Origin of the sequence: Terracoccus luteus, from assembly GCF_003635045.1 — a bacterium.
Classification (GTDB): Bacteria; Actinomycetota; Actinomycetes; order Actinomycetales; family Dermatophilaceae; genus Terracoccus; species Terracoccus luteus.
In genome coordinates this window covers 840619-860879 of the sequence record NZ_RBXT01000001.1, presented here as the reverse complement: position 1 = coordinate 860879, position 20261 = coordinate 840619, and the positions used below count along the sequence as shown (strand labels likewise).

The 20261-nt window shown below is 72.7% G+C and carries 22 protein-coding genes; 7 read left to right on the top strand and 15 right to left on the bottom strand.

All coding sequences use genetic code 11. The features are described from left to right. The first annotated feature begins 3 nt into the window (after window positions 1-3). On the top strand, window positions 4-498 hold the full coding sequence (locus tag DFJ68_RS04005) for a hypothetical protein (RefSeq protein WP_121031215.1): 495 nt from the start codon (window positions 4-6) through the stop codon (window positions 496-498). 279 nt (window positions 499-777) lie between these two features. Continuing rightward, window positions 778-1374 carry an ATP-binding protein gene (locus DFJ68_RS04000; protein ID WP_121035060.1) on the top strand — a complete coding sequence of 199 codons (597 nt, stop codon included), beginning with the start codon at window positions 778-780 and terminating at the stop codon, window positions 1372-1374. A gap of 82 nt (window positions 1375-1456) precedes the next feature. Here DFJ68_RS04000 and DFJ68_RS03995 read toward each other — a convergent pair whose 3' ends face one another. From DFJ68_RS03995 to DFJ68_RS03970, 6 genes are all read right to left on the bottom strand, one after another. Then, window positions 1457-2434: a tetratricopeptide repeat protein gene (locus tag DFJ68_RS03995; protein ID WP_121031214.1), complete on the bottom strand. Its 978-nt coding sequence runs from the start codon at window positions 2432-2434 to the stop codon at window positions 1457-1459. Between the two features lie 14 nt (window positions 2435-2448). Beyond that, window positions 2449-3426, bottom strand: a complete 978-nt coding sequence (locus DFJ68_RS03990; RefSeq protein WP_121031212.1) for a hypothetical protein — start codon at window positions 3424-3426, stop codon at window positions 2449-2451. Between the two features lie 169 nt (window positions 3427-3595). Continuing rightward, on the bottom strand, window positions 3596-4153 hold the full coding sequence (locus DFJ68_RS03985; protein ID WP_211333264.1) for a GNAT family N-acetyltransferase: 558 nt from the start codon (window positions 4151-4153) through the stop codon (window positions 3596-3598). 85 nt (window positions 4154-4238) lie between these two features. Then, window positions 4239-4553 carry a thiamine-binding protein gene (locus DFJ68_RS03980; RefSeq protein ID WP_121031210.1) on the bottom strand — a complete coding sequence of 105 codons (315 nt, stop codon included), beginning with the start codon at window positions 4551-4553 and terminating at the stop codon, window positions 4239-4241. A gap of 34 nt (window positions 4554-4587) precedes the next feature. Further along, window positions 4588-5595 (bottom strand): GNAT family N-acetyltransferase, encoded by a 1008-nt coding sequence (locus tag DFJ68_RS03975; RefSeq protein ID WP_170165698.1) that lies wholly within the window; start codon window positions 5593-5595, stop codon window positions 4588-4590. Between the two features lie 67 nt (window positions 5596-5662). Further along, window positions 5663-6883 (bottom strand): acetyl-CoA C-acetyltransferase, encoded by a 1221-nt coding sequence (locus DFJ68_RS03970; protein ID WP_121031206.1) that lies wholly within the window; start codon window positions 6881-6883, stop codon window positions 5663-5665. A 109-nt stretch (window positions 6884-6992) separates the two neighbouring features. Here DFJ68_RS03970 and mce point away from each other — a divergent pair, with 109 nt between their 5' ends. Both mce and DFJ68_RS03960 read left to right on the top strand, forming a co-directional pair. Beyond that, window positions 6993-7496, top strand: a complete 504-nt coding sequence (mce, locus tag DFJ68_RS03965) for a methylmalonyl-CoA epimerase (protein WP_121031204.1) — start codon at window positions 6993-6995, stop codon at window positions 7494-7496. A 43-nt stretch (window positions 7497-7539) separates the two neighbouring features. After that, entirely contained in the window at window positions 7540-9021 is a 1482-nt protein-coding gene (locus tag DFJ68_RS03960; RefSeq protein ID WP_245963447.1) for an AI-2E family transporter, read from the top strand. Between the two features lie 33 nt (window positions 9022-9054). Here DFJ68_RS03960 and DFJ68_RS03955 read toward each other — a convergent pair whose 3' ends face one another. Together DFJ68_RS03955 and DFJ68_RS03950 are read right to left on the bottom strand one after the other, a co-directional pair. Continuing rightward, window positions 9055-9363: a hypothetical protein gene (locus tag DFJ68_RS03955; protein ID WP_121031199.1), complete on the bottom strand. Its 309-nt coding sequence runs from the start codon at window positions 9361-9363 to the stop codon at window positions 9055-9057. Between the two features lie 207 nt (window positions 9364-9570). Then, window positions 9571-11262 carry a 3-hydroxyacyl-CoA dehydrogenase family protein gene (locus tag DFJ68_RS03950; RefSeq protein WP_121031197.1) on the bottom strand — a complete coding sequence of 564 codons (1692 nt, stop codon included), beginning with the start codon at window positions 11260-11262 and terminating at the stop codon, window positions 9571-9573. 117 nt (window positions 11263-11379) lie between these two features. Between DFJ68_RS03950 and nucS the strand changes: the two genes are divergently transcribed. Continuing rightward, window positions 11380-12075, top strand: coding sequence for an endonuclease NucS (gene nucS / locus DFJ68_RS03945; protein ID WP_121031195.1), 696 nt, complete (start codon window positions 11380-11382; stop codon window positions 12073-12075). Window positions 12076-12121: 46 nt separating this feature from the next. Here nucS and DFJ68_RS03940 read toward each other — a convergent pair whose 3' ends face one another. Together DFJ68_RS03940 and murA are read right to left on the bottom strand one after the other, a co-directional pair. Next, a complete protein-coding gene (locus tag DFJ68_RS03940) occupies window positions 12122-12475 on the bottom strand; it encodes an STAS domain-containing protein (RefSeq protein WP_121031193.1) in 354 nt (117 codons plus the stop codon). A 149-nt stretch (window positions 12476-12624) separates the two neighbouring features. Continuing rightward, window positions 12625-13917: a UDP-N-acetylglucosamine 1-carboxyvinyltransferase gene (murA, locus tag DFJ68_RS03935; protein WP_121031191.1), complete on the bottom strand. Its 1293-nt coding sequence runs from the start codon at window positions 13915-13917 to the stop codon at window positions 12625-12627. 98 nt (window positions 13918-14015) lie between these two features. Here murA and DFJ68_RS03930 point away from each other — a divergent pair, with 98 nt between their 5' ends. Further along, a complete protein-coding gene (locus DFJ68_RS03930; RefSeq protein WP_121031189.1) occupies window positions 14016-14711 on the top strand; it encodes a cob(I)yrinic acid a,c-diamide adenosyltransferase in 696 nt (231 codons plus the stop codon). A 4-nt stretch (window positions 14712-14715) separates the two neighbouring features. Here DFJ68_RS03930 and DFJ68_RS03925 read toward each other — a convergent pair whose 3' ends face one another. Both DFJ68_RS03925 and DFJ68_RS03920 read right to left on the bottom strand, forming a co-directional pair. Beyond that, window positions 14716-15153 carry a DUF2550 domain-containing protein gene (locus DFJ68_RS03925; protein ID WP_121031187.1) on the bottom strand — a complete coding sequence of 146 codons (438 nt, stop codon included), beginning with the start codon at window positions 15151-15153 and terminating at the stop codon, window positions 14716-14718. A gap of 9 nt (window positions 15154-15162) precedes the next feature. Next, window positions 15163-15444, bottom strand: coding sequence for a F0F1 ATP synthase subunit epsilon (locus DFJ68_RS03920; RefSeq protein ID WP_121031185.1), 282 nt, complete (start codon window positions 15442-15444; stop codon window positions 15163-15165). A gap of 90 nt (window positions 15445-15534) precedes the next feature. Between DFJ68_RS03920 and DFJ68_RS03915 the strand changes: the two genes are divergently transcribed. After that, window positions 15535-15969, top strand: coding sequence for a DUF6918 family protein (locus DFJ68_RS03915; RefSeq protein ID WP_245963446.1), 435 nt, complete (start codon window positions 15535-15537; stop codon window positions 15967-15969). Between the two features lie 76 nt (window positions 15970-16045). Here DFJ68_RS03915 and DFJ68_RS03910 read toward each other — a convergent pair whose 3' ends face one another. The 3 genes from DFJ68_RS03910 to DFJ68_RS03900 form a co-directional block, all read right to left on the bottom strand. Continuing rightward, a complete protein-coding gene (locus tag DFJ68_RS03910; RefSeq protein ID WP_211333263.1) occupies window positions 16046-17518 on the bottom strand; it encodes an NAD(P)/FAD-dependent oxidoreductase in 1473 nt (490 codons plus the stop codon). A 316-nt stretch (window positions 17519-17834) separates the two neighbouring features. Then, a complete protein-coding gene (gene atpD / locus DFJ68_RS03905; protein WP_121031183.1) occupies window positions 17835-19295 on the bottom strand; it encodes a F0F1 ATP synthase subunit beta in 1461 nt (486 codons plus the stop codon). A gap of 24 nt (window positions 19296-19319) precedes the next feature. Continuing rightward, window positions 19320-20255: a F0F1 ATP synthase subunit gamma gene (locus DFJ68_RS03900; RefSeq protein ID WP_121031180.1), complete on the bottom strand. Its 936-nt coding sequence runs from the start codon at window positions 20253-20255 to the stop codon at window positions 19320-19322. Window positions 20256-20261 lie beyond the last annotated feature (6 nt).

Genomic DNA, 20261 nt, shown 5'->3' with positions numbered 1-20261 from the left:
CCGGTGAGCGACGACGTGCCCGACACGTCGCGGCCGACGGCGGATGCCGGGGAGCGCGGGCGCGTCTTCGTCGTCAGCGGTCGTGACCCCGAGTCACGCCTCGCCGTCGGGCGGGCACTGGCGGGGCGGCTCTCGTCCGCCGTGCTCGTCGACGTCACGCTGCTCGCCGACATGGTCGTCGGGGGCGGCGTCCCCGCGACCGGGCTGGAGCAGCTGCGGCGTCGCCTGCTGACGTGGTCGGCCGCGATCGCGGTGGCTGAGACCTACGTGCTCGAGGGGTTCGACGCCGTCGTCGTCGACGACCTCGGCGGCGACCGCCTCGAGGAGTTCCTCGACCTCGTCGCGCCCGAGCCGGCCCACGTCGTACGGCTCGACCACGGCGGACCCGACTGGGGGCTGCGCGTCGACGTGGCGTCGGACCCGCGTGACACCGCCGACCAGGTTCTGGCGCGACTCGACGAGAGCCTCGTCGTCACCGATACCGACGCCGCCACCTGAGCGGACGGGCGCCAAAGCGGCGGACGGAGCCAGGCCGCGTTGGCGCCAGCCCGCGGCCGATGCGCCGGACATACGACAGCTAGATAGACGCCTGTCTCGGCGTCGCCCGCGCTCATCCCGTCGTGGGTGAAGGCCTTCGGTCCCGGCAAGGGAGTGCCCCCTTCCGCCGCATGTGTACCGTCGCCGACTTTCTCGCTCTTAACACGAGGGAGTTTTCCTCGGATTTTGGCACTCGCGCGGGTACCGTGCCCCGGTCGGTCAGCGTCTAGTGTCGGCATGATGAGCGATCGATCGTCATGGGCCACCACCACCCACGAGTGGAGCGCCCACGTCGACGCCCAGCACCTGCAGGACGTGCGTCGCCTCCTGGGTCGACCCGGCGCGGCCGGCGGTCGACGCCACCTGATCCTCGAGGTCCTCGCCTACGCCGACGACGAGGCGGCGACGCTGGGCCGTAGCGGACTCGCCATCGTGACCTCTCATGCGGACGGCGCCGTCACGATCGAGGACGACGGTCGAGGCACCGACACCCGACGCGACAGCGACGGCCGGCTCGTCCGGAAACCCGTCATGGCGTCCGCTGACGTCCGCTTCTCCGATGTCGACACCGCGCCGCTGCTGCCAGACGGTCTCCCCCGGCGCGGGATCTCCGCCGTCGCGGCACTCAGCAGCACCCTCACCCACGAGAACCACCGTGCTGACGGGGCCTGGTCCCAGACGTACCACCACGGCATTCCAGACGGCGAGCTCGAGACTCTCCGGCCACGACGCGGCAGCGGCACCGTCGTCACGTTCACGACCGACGTCACCGGGCCCGCGGACCTGACCGAGAACGACCGGACGGCGTTCCCGTCCCTGACGGTCCGCTGTCTCTGACGCGCGGAACCAGCCCAAAGGGTCAACCGCTCTGCGGCGCAGGAGGACGAGCCCGAGACTGCCGCGGGTTCCGTCGGGCGGCTCAGAACAGTGCGCTCATGAGCGCCTTGCGCGCCCGCACGACTCGCTCGTCGGTGGTGCCGATGACCTCGAACAGCTCGACGACGTGCTCACGGACCGTGTTGCGGTCGGCGTCGGCCGTGACGCGCACCGTGTCGACGAGGCGTGAGAACGCGTCCTCGACGTGGCCGCCGAGCAGGTCGAGGTCGGCCACGAGGATCTGTGCCTGCACGTCGGTCGGGTCGGCCGCGGCAGCGGCCCGGGCGGCCTGCGGGTCGGCGTCGCGAGTGCGCTGCAGCAGACCGACCTGAGCCAGCCCGATGCGGGCGTCGACGTCGGCCGGGTTCTGCGTCAGGGCCTCCCGGTACGCGCCGGCGGCGGTGTCGAGGTCATCGGCCTCGATGGCATCGAACGCCTTCTGGTGCAGCGGAGGCAGCGGCGGCTCCTCCGGCTCCTCGGTGGCGCCCGAGCCGGCGACGTCGCCGTCGGCGGCCTCGACCGTGCCGGTGACCCCGTGCTGGGCGGCCAGGGCGAGCACCTGGTCGACGATGGCGATGACCTGCTCCTCGGGCTGGGCGCCCTCGAAGAGCGGCACCGGCTGGCCTGCGACGAGGGCGAAGCTGACGGGTACCGCTTGCACCTGGAATGCTTGCAGCACAGCAGGATTGGCGTCGGCGTCGACCGTGACCAGCTGGAAGCGCCCGGCGTAGCGGCGCGCGACCGCACGCATGGTGTCGACGAAGTCGCCCGACTCCTGCAGACGCGACGACCAGACGACGAGCAGCACCGGGTGCTGGGCGCTGGACGCGAGGACGTCACGAAGGGAGGCGTCAGTGCCCTCGACCACGAGGGCGGCAGACCCACCCGCGGCGGCCCTCGACCCCGGCGCTCCCGGAGCAGCCGCTCCCGCGGGCTGTCCCGGTGCGGACGCAGGTCGCTTGAACGCGGAGAGGTCGACGGCACCCCGCAGGGCGGCCGCGGTGAAAGGCTGCTGACTCATGGGTCAATCCTGCCTCACCGACCGGTGGCGCCGACGAGCTGGTCGGAGAAGGCGACGACCCGGGCCTGACCGCTCTCGGGGATGACCATCGCGACGGTCTCGTTCGAGGTGAGCGCGGCCTCGGTCGTGATCTGCTTGAGGCCGGAGAGCAGGGTGACGTCCTTGCCCGGCGTCAGCTTGGTCTGGTTGCGCAGGGCGATCGCGTCGACCCGCTGGAGGTCCGCGAAGACCACGGCACCCTTGCCACCGGCGAGCCGCAGCCCGCCGACGACGCCCTTCGGCGTGTGCTCCGAGGTGAACGTGCCCTGCCCCGAGATGGACTTGGCCTGCGCCGCGGCCGCGGCCCGCAGCTGCTGCGCGGCGGGGTCGGCGGCGAGGCCGGAGGCCGACTTCGGGTCGGGGTAGCGCACCGACTCCGCGAACGCCTGCACCGCCGCGTCGGGAGTGAGGGCGAGGCCGCTGCCGTCGCCCACGGAGGCCGAACCGGAGGTGGCGGCGTCGAGGGCGTCGACGGTGGCGCCAGCGAGCACGGGCGTCTGCGCGGCGACGGTGAAGCGGTCGGACCCCTTAGCCGCCTGCAGCAGGACGAGGACGGGCGCGCTGCTCTTCTTCAGGCTCGCCTGGGCGAGGATCTGGCGCGGCTCCTCACCGGCCCGCGACACCCCGAGCACCTTGACGGCGGCCGTGGACAACGCGGCGTCGGCCCGCTGCGCCGCCGACTTCGCGCCGAGCGTCTTGGCCCAGGCGTCGGCCGACCGGAGGGCGGCCCCGCTGAACGCGGCCTGCCGCGCGGTCCCACCGGTGGCCGTCGTGTCGCCCAGTGCCTTCTCCGCCGCGGCGACGACCGACGTCGCGGTCGAGGCCGCGGCGCTCTGTGCGACGGCCGGGCTGGGCCCCGCCTCCGGGGTGTCGCTGCCGGTGCAGGCTGCCAGCGTCGCGGTGGCCAGGAGCGCGGCGGCGACGGCGCTTCGGCGGAGGGCGGGGCGGGGCATGGCGGGCCTTTCGGTGCACGGCGAGGGTCTGGTCGAGGTGCCCGCGGGCACCTCGGGGTGTGGTGAAGGATGGCCGAGCACGCTCGGACCGTCATCCACGATACGCAGCCGACCCGGGCCACCACCAATCCCGGCGAGCGCCCCCGACCCGTGCTCGGAGCCGACGCGCTCAGGCCCGGCGGCGCACGAGACGGACCTCCGGGGCGCCCGTCGGCTCGTGCTCGCTGCGCGCGCCGTCGGGGGCGAACCCGAGCCGGGTGTAGAACGACCGCGCCCGGGCGTTGCCCTCGACGACCCACAGGCTGGCGTCCCGGTCACCGACGGTGAGCTGCACCAGGTGCTCGGCCAGTCCCGTCCCGTGCGCCCGGCCGAGGAGGTTGACCGCCCACAGCTCCCACGCGGTGGGCGGGTCCTCATCGCGGCTGGGCCCCGCCGAGACGAACCCGACGACGCCCGCGCCGTCGCGGGCCACGAGCGTGACGGGCCCACCGGCATCCGACCCGCCTGGTGAGGATGCCGGTGACGACGTCACTGACGTCACTGACGTCACTGACGCCGGCGACGTCCCCACCGATGCCGACGCCCGAGAGCGCCACCGCTCGGCGAAGCGCTCCTCGCGCAGGCCGCGCAGGTAGGCGGCGTCCATGAGGCCGGCGTAGGCCTCGCGCCACACGGCGACGTGGACCCGGGCCAGCTCGTCGCAGTCCGCGAGCGTGAGCGGCGCCACGCGCCAGCGCCGCTCGTCGAACGATTGTGAGGCAGACGACGCAGACGACGAGGCCGGCACCGGGCTCACCTCCGACGCGAGGACGTCACCGGCCGGCCTGCCGCTCGATGGCCGCCTCGAGGCGCTCGAGCTTGCCCTCCATCTCGCCGGTGTGGCCGGGGCGGATGTCCGCCTTGAGCACGAGGCCGACGCGGGGCGAGCTCTCCGCGAGGACGTCACAGCACTCCTTGACCACCGCCATGCACTCGTCCCACTCGCCCTCGATGGTGGTGAACATCGAGTCGGTGCGGTGCGGCAGGCCCGAGCGGCGCACGACGGCGACGGCGCGGGCGACCGCGTCGCCGACCGAGCCGGCGTCGTCGGAGGCGGTGGTGGGGGCGACGGAGAAGGCGACGATCATGAGCCCACCGTAGGCTGCCGCCGGGCCACGGCCCTCAGAGGTCCTTGCGCAGCATGAGGGCCTCCTCGACGACCTCGAAGCCGAGGTCGACGTTGATGCCCACCATCCAGGGGTTGTCCTCCGCGTTCATCGTGCGCACCGTGCGCCGGGCCGGGTCGAGCCCGGCGAGCGCCCGCAGGTTCGCCACCTTGACCGCCATGCCCAGGCGATGGCCACGGTGCTCGGGCATGACGAGCGTGCCCCACTGGAAGACGAACGTCGGGTCGCCGTGCGGCAGCACGAGGTCGGTGTACGCCACGACGTCACCGGTCGCCACCTCGATGGCGAGCGCCGTGAGCCGCTCACGCTGCAGAGAGCGCTCGTGCTCGAGCAGCTGCTGGTAGTCGTCGGGCGTCATCGACTCGGCCTCGAACTCGATGTCGCCCGAGGGGGCGTCGAGCGCCAGCCGGTTCGAGACCGCGCACAGCCCGGCCCGCAGCGGCTCGGGCACTCCCCCGCGGTGCACCTCGAGGCGGTAGGCCTCTCCCATCGCCTCGCGCGCCGAGGCCTCGAAGCGGTCGAGGACGGCGGCGTCGACGGGCAGCCGCAGCGAGCGCACGACCTCGGTGTCGGCGACCTCGTAGCCGTGCCGCGCGGCGAACCGGGCCGCCGGGGCGTCGTCGCGGTGGCCCGGAGGCACGAAGGCCTCGGGCAGGGCGAGCGACCGCCCCTCGTCGCGCACCACGCGCTCGACCCGCTCGACGAGCGCCGACCCGACTCCCTGCCGGCGGTGCTCAGGGTGGACGAACAACTCGAACCAGGTCTTGTCGAGGTTGTCGCGCTCGGGAAACCAGACCTGCGCGTAGCCGAGCACCGTGCCACCGTCGCGCGCCGCGAGCAGCACGTCGTGCTCGCCGGGGAAGCTCCAGCGCAGGTTCGCCGCGTACTCCTCGGGGGTGTAGTCGAACTGGTTCACCCGCGACACAGCGTCACTGCTGCGGCACACGTCGTAGAGCTGCGCCACGAGGGCGTCGTCGCCCCGGTCCACCGTCGTGATCTCCATGTCACGACGGTGACAGCCACCCGGCATCCGGCTCAACGGGTTTTCGGGTGGCCGCCCACCGACGTCGTCAGTCGGATGCCGGGACGCGCAGCACGAGCGCGTCACCCTGGCCCCCGCCGCCGCAGAGCGCGGCGGCACCGACACCGCCGCCACGGCGCTTCAGCTCGAGCGCGAGGTGCAGGGCGATGCGCGCACCCGACATGCCGATGGGGTGCCCGAGGGCGATGGCACCACCGTTGACGTTGACGCGGTCGAGGTCGATGCCGAGCTCGCGGGCCGACGCGAGGCCGACGGCGGCGAAGGCCTCGTTGATCTCGACGAGGTCGAGGTCGGCGGGCGCGACGCCCTCCTTGGCGCACGCCGCCGCGATCGCCCGGGCGGGCTGCTGCTGCAGCGTCGAGTCGGGGCCGGCCACCATGCCGTGCGCACCGATCTCGGCGAGCCACGTCAGGCCCAGCTCCTGCGCCTTGGCCTTGCTCATGACGACGACGGCCGCCGCACCGTCGCTGATCTGGGAGGCCGAGCCGGCGGTGATGGTGCCGTCCTTGGCGAAGGCCGGTCGCAGTCCCGCGAGCGAGGCAGTGGTCGTGTCGGGGCGGATGCCCTCGTCGTCCTTGAACGCGATCGGGTCGCCCTTGCGTTGGGGGATGGAGACGGGCACGACCTCGTCGTCGAAGACGCCGTCCTTCCAGGCCCGGGCGGCGAGCTGGTGGCTGCGGGCGGAGAACTCGTCCTGCTCCTCGCGCGTGAAGGCCTGCGCGCCGACGTTCGCCTGCTCGGTGAGGGCGCCCATCGCCTGGTCGGTGAAGGCGTCCCACAGCCCGTCGAAGGCCATGTGGTCGCGCAGCGGCACATCGCCGTACTTGAAGCCCTCACGCGACTTCGCGAGCAGGTGCGGCGCGTTGGTCATCGACTCCTGGCCGCCGGCGACGACGACCTCGACCTCACCGGCGCGGATGAGCTGGTCGGCCATGGCGATGGCGTTGATGCCCGACAGGCACACCTTGTTGATCGTGAGCGCGGGCACGATGAGCGGGATGCCGGCCTCGTGCGCCGCCTGCCGGGCAGGGATCTGGCCGGCGCCGGCCTGCAGCACCTGCCCCATGATCACGTACTCGACCTGCTCGGGCGCGACGCCCGCCTTCTCGAGGGCGCCGGCGATGGCGACCCCGCCGAGCTGGGCGCCGGAGAACCCCTTGAGCGAGCCGAGGAGGCGGCCCATCGGCGTGCGGGCGCCGGCGACGATCACGGACACGGACCGGCCGTGGTCGGTGGCAGGGGTGGTCATGGTCGTGCGCCTCCAGCGTCGTCGAGGGATGTCCGGCCCACTGTAACCGCGCCCGCCGTGAGCCCCGACGGGCCCGAGAGTGGATGCCGTCAGCCGTTACCGTGGCGCCATGGCCGAGGACGTCCCCACCACCGACCCGCTCTCCGACCCGCTGTTCCTGCAGGTCGACCACGTCGGCATCGCCGTGCCCGACCTCGACGAGGCGGTCGCCTTATACGGCCGCACCTTCGGGCTGCGGCTGCTGCACGAGGAGACGAACGAGGAGCAGGGGGTGCGCGAGGCGATGCTCGGCGTCGGCGCGCCGTCGGCGACCCGCGACGAGCTCGAGTCGGGGACGCGGCTGCAGCTGCTGGCCCCGCTCACCCCGGAGTCGACCATCGCGACGTTCATCGGGCGCAACGGCCCCGGTCTGCAGCAGCTCGCCTACCGTGTGGCCGACGTCGAGGCCGCCGCCGAGACCCTGCGCTCTCGCGGGCTGCGGCTGCTCTACGACGCGCCGCGCCGTGGCACCGCGGGCAGCCGGGTCAACTTCGTGCACCCGAAGGACGCCGGCGGGGTGCTCGTCGAGCTCGTCGAGCTGCCGAGCCCCGACACGGGCGCCCATGCAGTCTGACGAGCGCCGCCACGGACGCGCCTGCCTGTCATAGGCTGCCGCCGTGGCGATCTGGGGGAGGTGGTTGGCGTACCGTCGCGCGCAGCGCGCGCGGATGGACCAGCTGCGCGGACCCGGCCGCCACTCGCGCATCGGGCAGGACCTCGACTCCGACCGTCGCCACCTCGGTGACCTCGAGGAGCGCCTGGCCCACGACGAGCAGCTCGAGCACGATCTGCTCGGCAGCACGCTGCCGCTGCGGGTGAGCGGGCGTCCGTCGCCTGACACCCCCGCCGCGACGTCCGGTGGCGTCGACCCCGACTCTCCTGCAGCCCTCCCGGGCACCGCTGCCGACCCCGCGGGCGGACCACAGGGCCGCGGACCCGCCGGAGACGCGGGCCCGGCCACGACGGCATCCGACCGGCTCGTCCCGGCGGGCCGCGGGGGCGCCGTCGGCGGTGGCGGCGGCCGGGCGGCGCGACGGGACTTCGGGCCGGCGGGCACGCCCTTCAACCGCCAGTCGCCGTTCTACGTCGGCTTCGTCGGCGCGCTCGGCGTACTGGTCGCCTACGGCGTGTGGCAGGCGGTGAGCGAGCTGACGACCGTCGTCACCCTGCTCGCCGTGGCCTTCTTCCTCACCCTCGCGCTCGACCCGCTCGTCGGCGGCCTCACCCGGCGGGGGCTACGGCGGGGCTTCGCGGTGACCCTCGTGTTCCTCGGGGTGCTCGCCGTCTTCGGGCTCGTGGGCTGGGTCGTCTTCCCGCCGGTGACGCAGCAGGCGACCGAGCTGGCCAACAACGCCCCGAACTTCATCGGCAACCTCCTGCAGAACAGCTGGGTGCAGGACCTCGACCACCGCTACCAGCTGCTCGCCCGCATCCAGGAGGAGGTCGACCGCCGCGTCGCCGACGGCAACCTCTGGGCGGGCGTCTTCGGTGGGGTGCTCGACGCCGGCAAGGTCATCGCCTCGGGTGTGTTCAGTACGCTCACCGTGCTCGTGCTCACCCTCTACTTCATGGCCTCGCTGCCCTCGGTCAAGCACGCCGCCTACTCGCTCGTCCCTGCGAGCCGCCGGCCGCGCATCATGTCGCTGGCCGAGGAGATCATGCGCCGCGTCGGCTCGTACGCCATCGGGCAGGTCTGCGTCGCGGCCATCAACGCCTGCTGCGCCTACCTCATGATGTCGTGGCTCGACCTCCGCTTCGCCGCCGTGCTCGCCGTCACCGTCGGCTTCCTCGGCCTCGTGCCGATGGTCGGCGCGACGCTCGGAGCGGTCGTCGTGGCCGTCGTCGCCTTCTTCGACCAGCCCGAGAAGGCGCTCGTCGTCATCGTCTACTTCATCGTCTACCAGCAGATCGAGAACTACATGGTGATGCCGCGCATCATGCAGCGCACCGTCTCGGTGCCCGGCGCGGTGACGATCGTGGCCGCGCTCGCCGGCGGCACGCTCCTCGGCATGCTCGGGGCGCTGCTCGCGATCCCCGTCGCGGCCGGACTGCTGCTCATCTACGACGAGGTGCTCGTCCCGCGGCAGCGCCAGCACTGAGCTGCCTCTCGGCGCTGCGCGCGCGAGAACCGTTCAGCGGTAGGCGTTCCCGGCCGGCCGGGCGTCGCGCCGCTTCCAGCACGCGGTGTGCCAGTGGCGCCGGTCGCCCACTCCCCCGACCCCGTCGGCGGGCCAGACGACGACGTGCGGCACGCCGGGCTCGATGTCCTGCTGGCACCCCGGGCAGAGGTAGGGCCGTTCGGCCGTGGCCCCCGACACGGAGCGCACCGTCCACCGGCTCCCGGCGTAGCTCTCCTCGCGGGTCGTGCCGCCCTGCACGCGGTTGACGTCGAGCGGCACGTGCTCGCGCGCGTGCTTGCTGGGTCGGCGGCGCGTGGGCATGACCTCATTGTCCGTCACCGCACCGGATGCCGGGTGCCCGGCCCCGCGCCCACCGGGCCTCCCGCACCACCCCGCCCCCACCGCCCCGCCGGCGCAACACACCGAACAATGTGCAGGTCTGCGTGTTGCAACACGCGGATCCGCGCATTGCTCGGTGTGTGCGCCGGGCCGGTGGGGCGAGGCGGGGCGCTGGGCCCCGGGCCGGGGTCAGGGGTGGCGGCGGACGCCCTCGCCGGTGCGGCTGCCGAGGCGTCCGGCGGCGACGAGCTGGGTGAGCAGCGGCGGCGGGGCGTGCCCGGGCTCGCCGGTCTCGGCGTGCAGGCGCCGGGCCGCGTCGAGGGCGACGTCGAGGCCGAGCTCGTCGAGCGCCTGGACCGGCCCGCGCGGCAGCCCGCAGCCGTTGCGCATGGCGGTGTCGACGTCGTCAGCGCTCGCGTAGCCGTCCTGCACCATCCGCAGCGCGTCGCAGAGGTAGGGCACGAGGAGCGCCTCGACGAGACGGCCGGCGCGGTCGCGGGTCGTGACGGCGGTGCGCCCCAGCCGCTCGCACAGCGCCCGCGCGGTAGCGACGGTCGACTCGCTCGTGTCGAGCCCGACGACGACCTCGACGAGAGGCGCCGAGGCGAAGGGCGTCACCGGCTGAAGACCGACGACCTCGGCGGGCCGGCCGGTCGCCGCCGCGAGGGCCGCGAGCGACCCGTCGGCCCCGGCACCGGTCAGCGCCACGACCGTGCCGTCCGTCAGCGTGCTGGTGACCGTCGCCACAAGCGCCGAGCCGGAGTCACCGGCCGGCACGTCGACGAGCACGACGTCGGCCTCCGCCAGCCGCGCGTCGCCGTCGCCGGAGTTGCCGACGGTGACCCGGTCGACGTCGACCCCCACCGCCGCCAGGTCGTCGACCCACGCCCCCAGCCGGTCGTCGACCGCCGCAGCAGAGTCGTCGTCGCCGGTCGCCACGACGACCACGCGCCCGACCTCGCGGACCCCGGCAGCGGGCCCACCGGCATCCGGTGCCGTGGTGTCGCCGCCCCCGGACCCCGGCGGTGGGTACACGAAGAAGCCCCGGCCGGTCTTGCGCCCGAGGTGGCCCGCCGCGACGAGCTCGGTGAGCAGCGGCGACGGGGCGTGCAGGCGGTCACGGCCCTGCTCGTACATCGTCGTGAGGATCGCCTCGGCGGTGTCGAGCCCGATGAGGTCGAGCAGGGCCAACGGACCCATGGGGTAGCCGAGGCCGACCCGGGCCGCCGTGTCGATGTCGTCGCGCGTGGCCCGCCCCGACTCGAGCATGGCCACGGCGTGCCCGAGGTAGCCGAAGAGCAGCGCGTTGCCGATGAACCCGGCGCGGTCGCCGACGACGACCGGGGTCTTGCCCAGACGCTCGGCGAGCGCCCGCACGCTGTCGCGGACCTCGTCGTCGGTGACGACCGTCGTCACCACCTCGACGAGGCGCTGCACCGGAGCGGGGTTGAAGAAGTGCACGCCGACGACGCGCTCGGGGTGCGCGGTGGCGACGGCGATGTCGGTGACCGACAGGCTCGAGGTGTTCGTGGCGAGCACGGCCCCGGGCGCCACGACGTCGTCGAGGCGTCGGAACAGCTCGTGCTTGAGGCCGGGGCGCTCCGGCACCGCCTCGACGACGAGGTCGCAGCCGGCCAGGCCGGCGAGGTCGGTCGTGAAGGTGACGCGGCCGTGCAGCGCGTCGGCCTCGGCCTGCTCGAGCCGCCCCTTCGCCACGGCCCGGGCCGTCGACCGCGCGAGCACGCCCCGTCCTCGCTCGAGGGCCGCGTCGTCGACCTCGGTCGCGACGACCTGCAGGCCGCCGCGCGCGAAGACCTCGACGATGCCGGCACCCATGGTGCCGAGTCCGGTCACACCGACGGTGGTGATGTCACGAGCCATGGCTGGAGTCTCGCAGAGGGCGGTCGCGGGGCCGGATGCCGGTGGGCCGGCACCGCGGCGACCGACCGTCCCCGGGCCGTCGCCCGGCCTGATCGGAGCCTGCTCTAGGGTGGCCCGGTGCGTCTCGTCATCGCCCGCTGCAGCGTCGACTACGACGGTCGGCTCACCGCCCACCTCCCGCTCGCGACCCGGCTGCTCGTCGTCAAGGCCGACGGCTCGGTGCTCGTGCACAGCGACGGCGGCTCGTACAAGCCGCTCAACTGGATGTCGCCGCCGTGCTCGATGGCCGAGACCGAGCCCGGCGGGACCCAAGTCGCCGAGGGCGTCGTGGCCGTGTGGCGCGTGCAGCACGCGAAGAGCGAGGACCGGCTCACGGTGCTCATCCACGAGGTGCTGCACGACTCGGCCCACGAGCTCGGGGTCGACCCGGGCCTGGTCAAGGACGGCGTCGAGGCACACCTGCAGCGGCTGCTCGCCGAGCACATCCACACCCTCGGCCACGGCTGGTCGCTCGTGCGCCGGGAGTACATGACCGCGATCGGGCCGGTCGACATCCTCGCCCGCGACGCGTCGGGCACGAGCGTCGCCATCGAGATCAAGCGGCGCGGCGAGATCGACGGCGTCGAGCAGCTGACCCGCTACCTCGAGCTGATGAACCGCGACCCGCACCTGGCGCCCGTCACCGGCATCTTCGCCGCCCAGCAGATCAAGCCCCAGGCGCGCACGCTCGCCGAGGACCGCGGCATCCGGTGCGTCGTGCTCGACTACGACGCCCTCAAGGGGGTCGACGACGCCGAGTCACGCCTCTTCTGAGCGGGCGGTCGACCGTCTGCTGCCGGGCACTACCGTCCCGAGCGGCTCAGGCCGAGAGGGAGGTGACCGCGGTGCGCCGCGGCGTGAGGATGCGGTCGAGCCGGCACCCACGCAGCAGCCGGGTCGTGCGTTCGCTCGGGTCGAGCAGCAGCAGGCGGCGGTCGGCCCGCGTCGCCCGGCGGTGCAGGTGCAGGATGACCCCCAGGCCGGTGGCGTCGCCGATCTCGGCCTGGCCGAGGTGCAGGCGCACCTCACCGGTGCCGGCGGCGATCGCGGCGTGCACCGCGTCGCGCACGTCGGGGACGGAGTGGACGTCGAGCCGACCCCGGATGACGACGTCGTGACCGTCGTCCGCCGTGAACACCTCGACCACCCCGTACGAGTGTGCGTCCAGCGTCATCGTGACCCCTCTCCAACGCTGCTGCTTCCGCACAGCATGACCTCCGCGACGCGGAAACCGTCGGACATCGGTGTCAAGAAAAGGTCACGAAATACGTCGAAATCGCTCCACCCTTCAACTGTCCACGGACCATGCGACGGCGGTCCGCATCACGGCACCCAGCTGTCGTCGACCTCCCGGTGCACCGTGGCCCCGAGCCCGCGCAGCGACTCCTCGAAGCGGGGGTAGCCGCGGTCGATGTGGTGGATGCCGCTGACGACCGTCTCGCCGTCGGCGACGAGCCCGGCGATGACGAGGGCCGCCCCGCTGCGGATGTCGCTCGACTCGACCGGTGCCCCCGACAGCTGGTCGACCCCGTGCGTCATGACGTGGTGGCCGTCGATCTGCGCCTCCGCCCCGAGCCGGACCAGCTCGGCGACGGTGCGGAAACGAGCCTCGAAGAGGTTCTCCGTGATCATCGCGCTGCCCCGCGCCACGACGTTGTAGGCCAGGGCGAACGGCTGCAGGTCGGTCGGGAAGCCCGGGTAGGGCAGCGTGGCGACGTCGAAGGCCCGCGGCCGCTCGGGCGCCGTGACGCGGAACCCGCGCTCGGTCGGCTCGACCCGGCATCCGGCGTTGGCGAGGGAGGCGAGCGGGACCCTCAGGTGCGCGGGCACCGAGTCGACGACCTCGACGTCACCCCGGGTCGTCGCGGCCGCGAAGGCCCACGTGCCGGCGGCGATGCGGTCGGGCACGACGCGGTGCGTCGTCGGCGCCAGCGCGTCGACGCCGTCGACGACGATGCGCGAGGTGCCTGCCCCCTCGATGCGGGCGCCCATCGAGACGAGCATGTCGGCGATGTCGACGATCTCGGGTTCGCGGGCGACGTTCTCGATGGTCGTGCGCCCCGTGGCCAGCACGGAGGCCGTCAGCACGTTCTCGGTGGCCCCGACGCTCGGGAAGTCGAGGCGCACGTCGGCGCCGCGCAGGCCGTCGGGTGCCTTGGCCACGAGGTAGCCGTGGGTGACGTGCACGGTGGCGCCGAGCGCCTCGAGACCGGCGGCGTGCAGGTCGAGGCCGCGCGAGCCGATCGCGTCGCCGCCGGGGACGGCGACGTCGGCCTCGCCCACCCGGGCGACGAGCGGCCCGAGCACGGAGATGGACGCACGCAGGGCCCGGACGAGCTCGTAATCGGCCCGGTGGCCGAGCGTCTCGGGCACGTCGAGCACGACGACCCCGGGCTCGAGGCCGGCGTCGGGCCCGAGGTCGACGCCGACCCCGAGGCGCCGCAGCAGCTCGGCCATGATCGAGACGTCGGCGATACCGGGCACGTTGGTCAACGTCGTCCGCCCGGGGGCGAGCAGCGCCACCGCCATGAGCTTGAGGGCGCTGTTCTTCGCCCCGACCACTGCCACCTCGCCCGTCAGGCGGGTGCCCCCGACCACTCTCAACCGCTCACGCACCCCGCGACCCTACCGGCCGGCCGCACCCGGGGGCCGGGGCGCTCGGCGTCGACGACACCGGGTTCGGGCCCGCCCGCCCGGGATGGGAGAGTGACGCCATGGTCAACCTCACCCGCATCTACACGCGCACCGGCGACGACGGCACGACGAGTCTCGGCGACCTCTCGCGCACGGGCAAGAACGACCCGCGCCTGCACGCGTACGCCGACAGCAACGAGGCCAACGCCGTCATCGGCGTCGCCCTCGCCGCCGGCGGCCTCGGCGACGCAGTGCGCGAGACCCTGCTGCGGGTGCAGAACGAGCTCTTCGACGTCGGCGCCGACCTCTCGACCCCCCTGCGCGAGACGTACGAGTGGCCTCCCCTGCGGGTGCAGCAGCCGTGGGTCGACGACCTCGAGCACGACTGCGACACCTACCTGACGCAGGTCGAGAAGCTGCGCTCGTTCATCCTGCCCGGCGGCAGCGTCGGCAGCGCCCACCTGCACCACGCGACGACCGTCGTGCGGCGCGCCGAGCGCTCGACGTGGGCGGCCATCGACGCCCACGGCACCGGCGAGGGCGGCGTCAACCCGCTCACGGCCACCTACCTCAACCGCCTGTCGGACCTGCTCTTCATCCTCGCCCGCATCGCCAACGTCGAGCACGGCGGCGACGTGCTGTGGCAGCCGGGCGGCGGCCGTGTCGAGGCGCCGTCGCGCCGCGGAGGCCGCAGCCGTCGCGGGCAGGACGACACCGAGCCCACCACCGAGCCCACCAGCGAACCCACCACCGAGGATGCCGGCAGCGCCTCCTGAGCGGTCAGGCGACGTTGACGTTGTAGCCGGGCGGTGCGGCTTCCTGCCACGAGCGCAGGGCGGTATAGGCCGGGCCCTGCAGCGCGAGCTGGAAGGGCTGGCCGAGCTCACGGGCCGGCACGAGCAGCGCGCCGGGCAGCAGCGGGATGGCCTCGTCACCCACGAGCGGTCGCGGGGCGTCGATGAGCAGCTCCTGGCGCTGCCAGAGGTGCGCCGGGCGCAGCGAGACGCCCCCGAGCGTGTGCCACTCGAGGGCGTTGTCGCCGAAGCGGATGAGGCCGAGGCGCCAGCGGGCACCCGGGGCCGTGCGCAGCCCGCACAGCGTGAGCGGCAGGCCGCGGGCGATGTAGCGCCGCCGGGCGAAGGTGACGCCCAGGATGACGACGACGACGAGGACGAGCGCGCCGATCACGATCTCGGTGGTGACGAGAGCGGACGGCACGCGGCGACCTCAGCTGCGCGAGCTCTGCAGGGACGAGGCGTCGACGTGCTCGGCGACGATCGTCACGACGTTGCTGTCGACCGACAGGAAGCCACCGTCGACGGTCACCGTGCGGCGCTCACCGTCGGCCGACTCGATCGACACGTCACCCTCGACGAGCACCCCCAGCAGCGGGGAGTGACCGGGCATGATGCCCAGCTCGCCGGCGATGGAGCGGGCCCGCACGAAGCGTGCCTCTCCCTCCCAGACCTTGCGGTCGGCGGCGACCATCTCAACCTTGAGCGAACTCACGTGTTCCTCCGGATCGTGGGGTGGTGGGAGCCAGTCTAGGGCCTCTGCGAAGATGCTCCGACCACCGGCCGACCCCTCTGGAGGACCTCCGTGACCACCCTGCCCGACGCCCTGCTCGACCCCGCCCGCCGACCTGCCGCCGTCACCGCCCTCGTCGGTGTCGTCGACGCCGAGGTCGCGGCCAAGAGCGGCTTCGGCGGAGCCGCGGTCAAGACGGCGTACGCCGGCGTCAAGCGCATCGGCCGCGGCTTCGTCGACCGGGCGGTCGACCGCCTGCTCCCGCGGTTCGCCACCGCGCTCGAGCCGTTCTGGCAGTCGCGTGAGGGCCGCCCGTTCGGCGCCCACCTCGCGTCGCAGTCGGACGCCGCGTCCGACGCCCTCCTCGCCGTGACCGACGACATGGCCGCACGCACGTCGAACGCGACGGCCAAGAAGGCCTACGGCGCCCTGCGCGGCAAGGCCAAGGGCAACGTCGAGGCCGCCCTCCCCCGCCTCGGCACGGCCATCGAGAACCTCGCCGGCTGACGCGGCCGCTCCCCCGGGACAACAGAGGGCCGACCGCGCGAGCGGTCGGCCCTTCGTCGTGCGACGAGGTGGTGCGTCAGCCGGTCGGGCGGCCCGCCCGCTGGGCGTCACCGTCGGCGGGGACGCCCTCGGCTGCGCCCGAGGTGGCGTGCTGCGGGTCGCTGCCGGTGACCTGGCCGTCGGGCCGGTCCTTGGCCAGGCGGGGCAGCTCGGGGTTGTACCCCGGCCCGAGGTCCTTGATGGCGCTGCGGGCGAACACCTGCTGCTCGGTGACGACCCGCTCGGCCCGGCCGCGGCCGAGGAAGCTGATGGCCCAGTGCAGCAGGGTCGTGATGCGGTTCTTGAAGCCGATGATGTAGACGAGGTGGACGGCCAGCCACAGCACCCAGGCGATGAACCCGGTGAACTGGGCCTTGCCGACGGACGCCACCGCCGAGAACCGCGAGATGGTCGCCATGGAGCCCTTGTCGAAGTACGAGAACGTCTTCTGGGGCTCGCGGCCGTCGACGCGGCGCATGATGGCCTCGGCCGCGTACTCGCCGCCCTGGATCGCGACCTGCGCCACGCCGGGCAGCTTGTCGAGCGACATCATGTCGCCGACGACGTAGATCTCGGGGTGGCCCGGCAGCGTGAGGTCGGGCAGCACCTCGACCCGGCCGGCGCGGTCGATGCCGGCGCCCGTCTGGTCGGCGAGCTGCTTGCCCAGCGGGGAGGCCTGCACACCGGCGGCCCACACCTTGCACACCGACTCGATGCGCTCGTGGCGCCCGTCCTCGTGCTGCACCTCGATGCCGGTCGAGTCGACGTCGACGACCTTGGCGCCGAGGCGCACCTCGACACCGAGCTCCTCGAGGCGCTTCTTGGCCTTGTCGCCGAGCTTCTCGCCGAAGGCGCCGAGCACCTGCGGGGCGAAGTCGAGCAGGATGACGCGGGCGCGCTTGGTGTCGATGCGGCGGAAGTCGCGCTTGAGCGTGCGGTGCGCGAGCTCGGCGATCTGCCCGGCCATCTCGACACCCGTCGGGCCGGCGCCGACGACGACGAACGTCATGAGGCGCTCGACCTCGGCCGGGGTCGAGGCGAGCTCGGCCAGCTCGAACGAGCCGAAGATGCGGCCGCGCAGCTCGAGGGCGTCGTCGATGGACTTCATGCCGGGCGCGTGCCGGGCGAAGTGGTCGTTGCCGAAGTACGACTGGCCGGCGCCGGCGGCGACGATGAGCGAGTCGTACGGCGTCACCGTCGAGCGGCCGACGCTCTGGTGGGTGACGGTGCGGGCGTCGACGTCGATGTCGGTGACGACCCCGAGCAGGACCTTGGCGTTCTGCTGCCGGTTGAGCACCTCACGCGTGGAGGGGGCGATCTCGCCCTCGGAGAGGATGCCGGTCGCCACCTGGTAGAGCAGCGGCTGGAAGAGGTGGTGGGTCGTGCTCCCGATGAGGGTGACGTCCACGTCGGCCCGCTTGAGCTTCTGCGTCGAGAACAGACCGCCGAAGCCCGACCCGATGACGACGACCTGATGGCGGCGGTTGGTGTCGGTGGCTGGCTGGGTCACGAGTGCTCCTGTGAAGGTGGGCCGCCCGATCGGCGACCCGGGGTGGATGGTCGGGTGATGCTGACGTGCCACGCTGCCCGCAGGGTGTGCTGTCTTGCTGGTCGTGCTGTCTTGCCGGTGGTGCCGGTGGTGCTGTGTCCACGAGCAGCCTGGGAACGACCGCTCATGAGGATCAACGTTTCCTGAGTGTGTTCCATACCCGCGACACGCACAACGGTGCGGCGCGTCCGGGAAAGGCGACGGCGCCGGCATCCGTGATGGATGCCGGCGCCGGCGCCGGGTGCTCAGGTGGCGGGTGACCCCGCCCGGGGGTGGGTCAGAGGTTCTTCTGGATCTCGGCCCACTGGCGCTCGACGTCGTCGAGGCCACCGCACATGAAGAAGGCCTGCTCGGCGACGTGGTCGTACTCGCCGTCGGCGATCTTCGTGAAGCCCTCGATCGAGTCGGCGAGCGACACGGTCGAGCCCTCGATGCCGGTGAACTGCTTCGCGACGTAGGTGTTCTGCGACAGGAAGCGCTGGATGCGGCGGGCACGGTTGACGAGGATCTTGTCCTCTTCCGAGAGCTCGTCGATGCCGAGGATCGCGATGATGTCCTGCAGCTCCTTGTTGCGCTGGAGGATCGACTTGATGCGCACGGCGGTGTTGTAGTGGTCGGCCGTGATGTAGCGCGGGTCGAGGATGCGCGAGGTCGAGCTGAGCGGGTCGACCGCCGGGTAGATGCCCATCGAGGCGATGTCACGCGACAGCTCGGTCGTCGCGTCGAGGTGCGCGAACGTCGTGGCCGGGGCCGGGTCGGTGTAGTCGTCGGCCGGGACGTAGATCGCCTGCATCGAGGTGATCGAGTGACCACGCGTCGAGGTGATGCGCTCCTGCAGGGTGCCCATCTCGTCGGCGAGCGTGGGCTGGTAGCCCACGGCCGACGGCATGCGGCCGAGCAGGGTCGAGACCTCGGAGCCGGCCTGCGTGAAGCGGAAGATGTTGTCGATGAAGAGCAGGACGTCCTGCTGCTGCACGTCGCGGAAGTACTCCGCCATCGTCAGCGCCGACAGGGCGACGCGCAGGCGGGTGCCCGGCGGCTCGTCCATCTGGCCGAAGACGAGGGCGGTCTGGCCGAGGACACCGGCCTCCTCCATCTCGACCATGAGGTCGTTGCCCTCACGGGTGCGCTCGCCGACACCGGCGAACACCGACACACCACCGTGGTCGCGGGCGACGCGGGCGATCATCTCCTGGATGAGCACCGTCTTGCCGACACCGGCACCACCGAAGAGGCCGATCTTGCCACCCTGGACGTACGGGGTCATGAGGTCGATGACTTTGATGCCCGTCTCGAACATCGTCGTCTTGCTCTCGAGCTGGTCGAAGGCGGGGGCCTTGCGGTGGATCCCCCAGCGCTCGCCGACCTGGAGCGTCTCGCCGTCCTCGAGGTTGAGGCAGGTGCCGGTCGCGTTGAAGACCTTGCCGAGCGTCACGTCGCCGACGGGCACCGTGATCGGGCCGCCGGTGTCCTGCACGGACGAGCCGCGCACGATGCCGTCGGTCGGCTGCAGCGAGATGGCGCGCACCATGTTGTCGCCGATGTGCTGGGCGACTTCGAGGTTGATGTTCTTGGTCTCACCGGCGAGGGTGACCTCGGTCGTGAGCAGGTTGTACTGCTCGGGCATCGCGTCGCTCGGGAACTCGACGTCGACGACCGGGCCGATGATGCGCGAGATGCGGCCGACGCCACCCTGGGCCTCGGTCGACACCGCGGTGTCACTGACGGTTGCAGTCATGGTGTGCTTCCTTACCTGTGGGCTTTACTTCTTGGCGTCGGCGAGGGCGTCTGCGCCGCCCACGATTTCGCTGATCTCTTGGGTGATGCCGGCCTGGCGGGCCTGGTTGGCCAGCCGCTCGTAGCGCTTGATGAGGTCACCGGCGTTGTCGGTGGCCGACTTCATGGCGCGCTGGCGGGCGGCGAGCTCGGATGCCGACGAGCTGAGCAGTGCCGTGTAGATGCGGTTGCGCACGTACTTGGGCAGCAGCAGGTCGAGCACCTCGCTCGCGCTCGGCTCGAAGTCGTACTCGGGGGCCAGCTGGCCCTCCTCGTACTGGTTGACGCTGAGGTCGAGGCCGTCCTCGCGCTCGCTGTCGGCGTCGACGACCTCGAGGGGCAGCAGCCGCAGCACGTGCGGGTCCTGGCGCACCATCGAGCGGAAGAGCGTGAAGACGACGTGGATCTCGTCGACGCCCCCCTCGGCGGTGGGCTTGAGGAAGTCCTCGGTGAGGCGGTCGGCGATGTCGCGCGCGTTCTCGAAGGTCGGGGCGTCGGTGAAGCCGCTCCACTCCTGCGCGAAGTCGCGCTTGCGGAACTTGTAGTAGCTGACCGCCTTGCGACCGACGAGGTAGGGCACGACCTCCTTGCCCTCGCCCTGGAGGTGGGCGATGAGCTCGGACGCGCGCTTGATGGCCGAGACCGAGTAGGCACCGGCGAGACCGCGGTCGGCCGCGATGACGAGCACGCCGGCGCGCTTGGCGTCCTTGACGTCCGTCGTCAGCGGGTGGTCCTCGCTGGTGTTCGTCGCCACGGCGCTCACGGCGCGGGTGAGCGCCGTCGTGTAGGGCATGGCCTCGCTGGCGCGCTGGCGTGCCTTGATGACACGCGCCGCCGCGATCAGCTCCATCGCGTTCGTGATCTTCTTGATGGAGTTGACCGACTTGATGCGCTGGCGGTAGATGCGCATCTGCGCTCCCATGTGCCC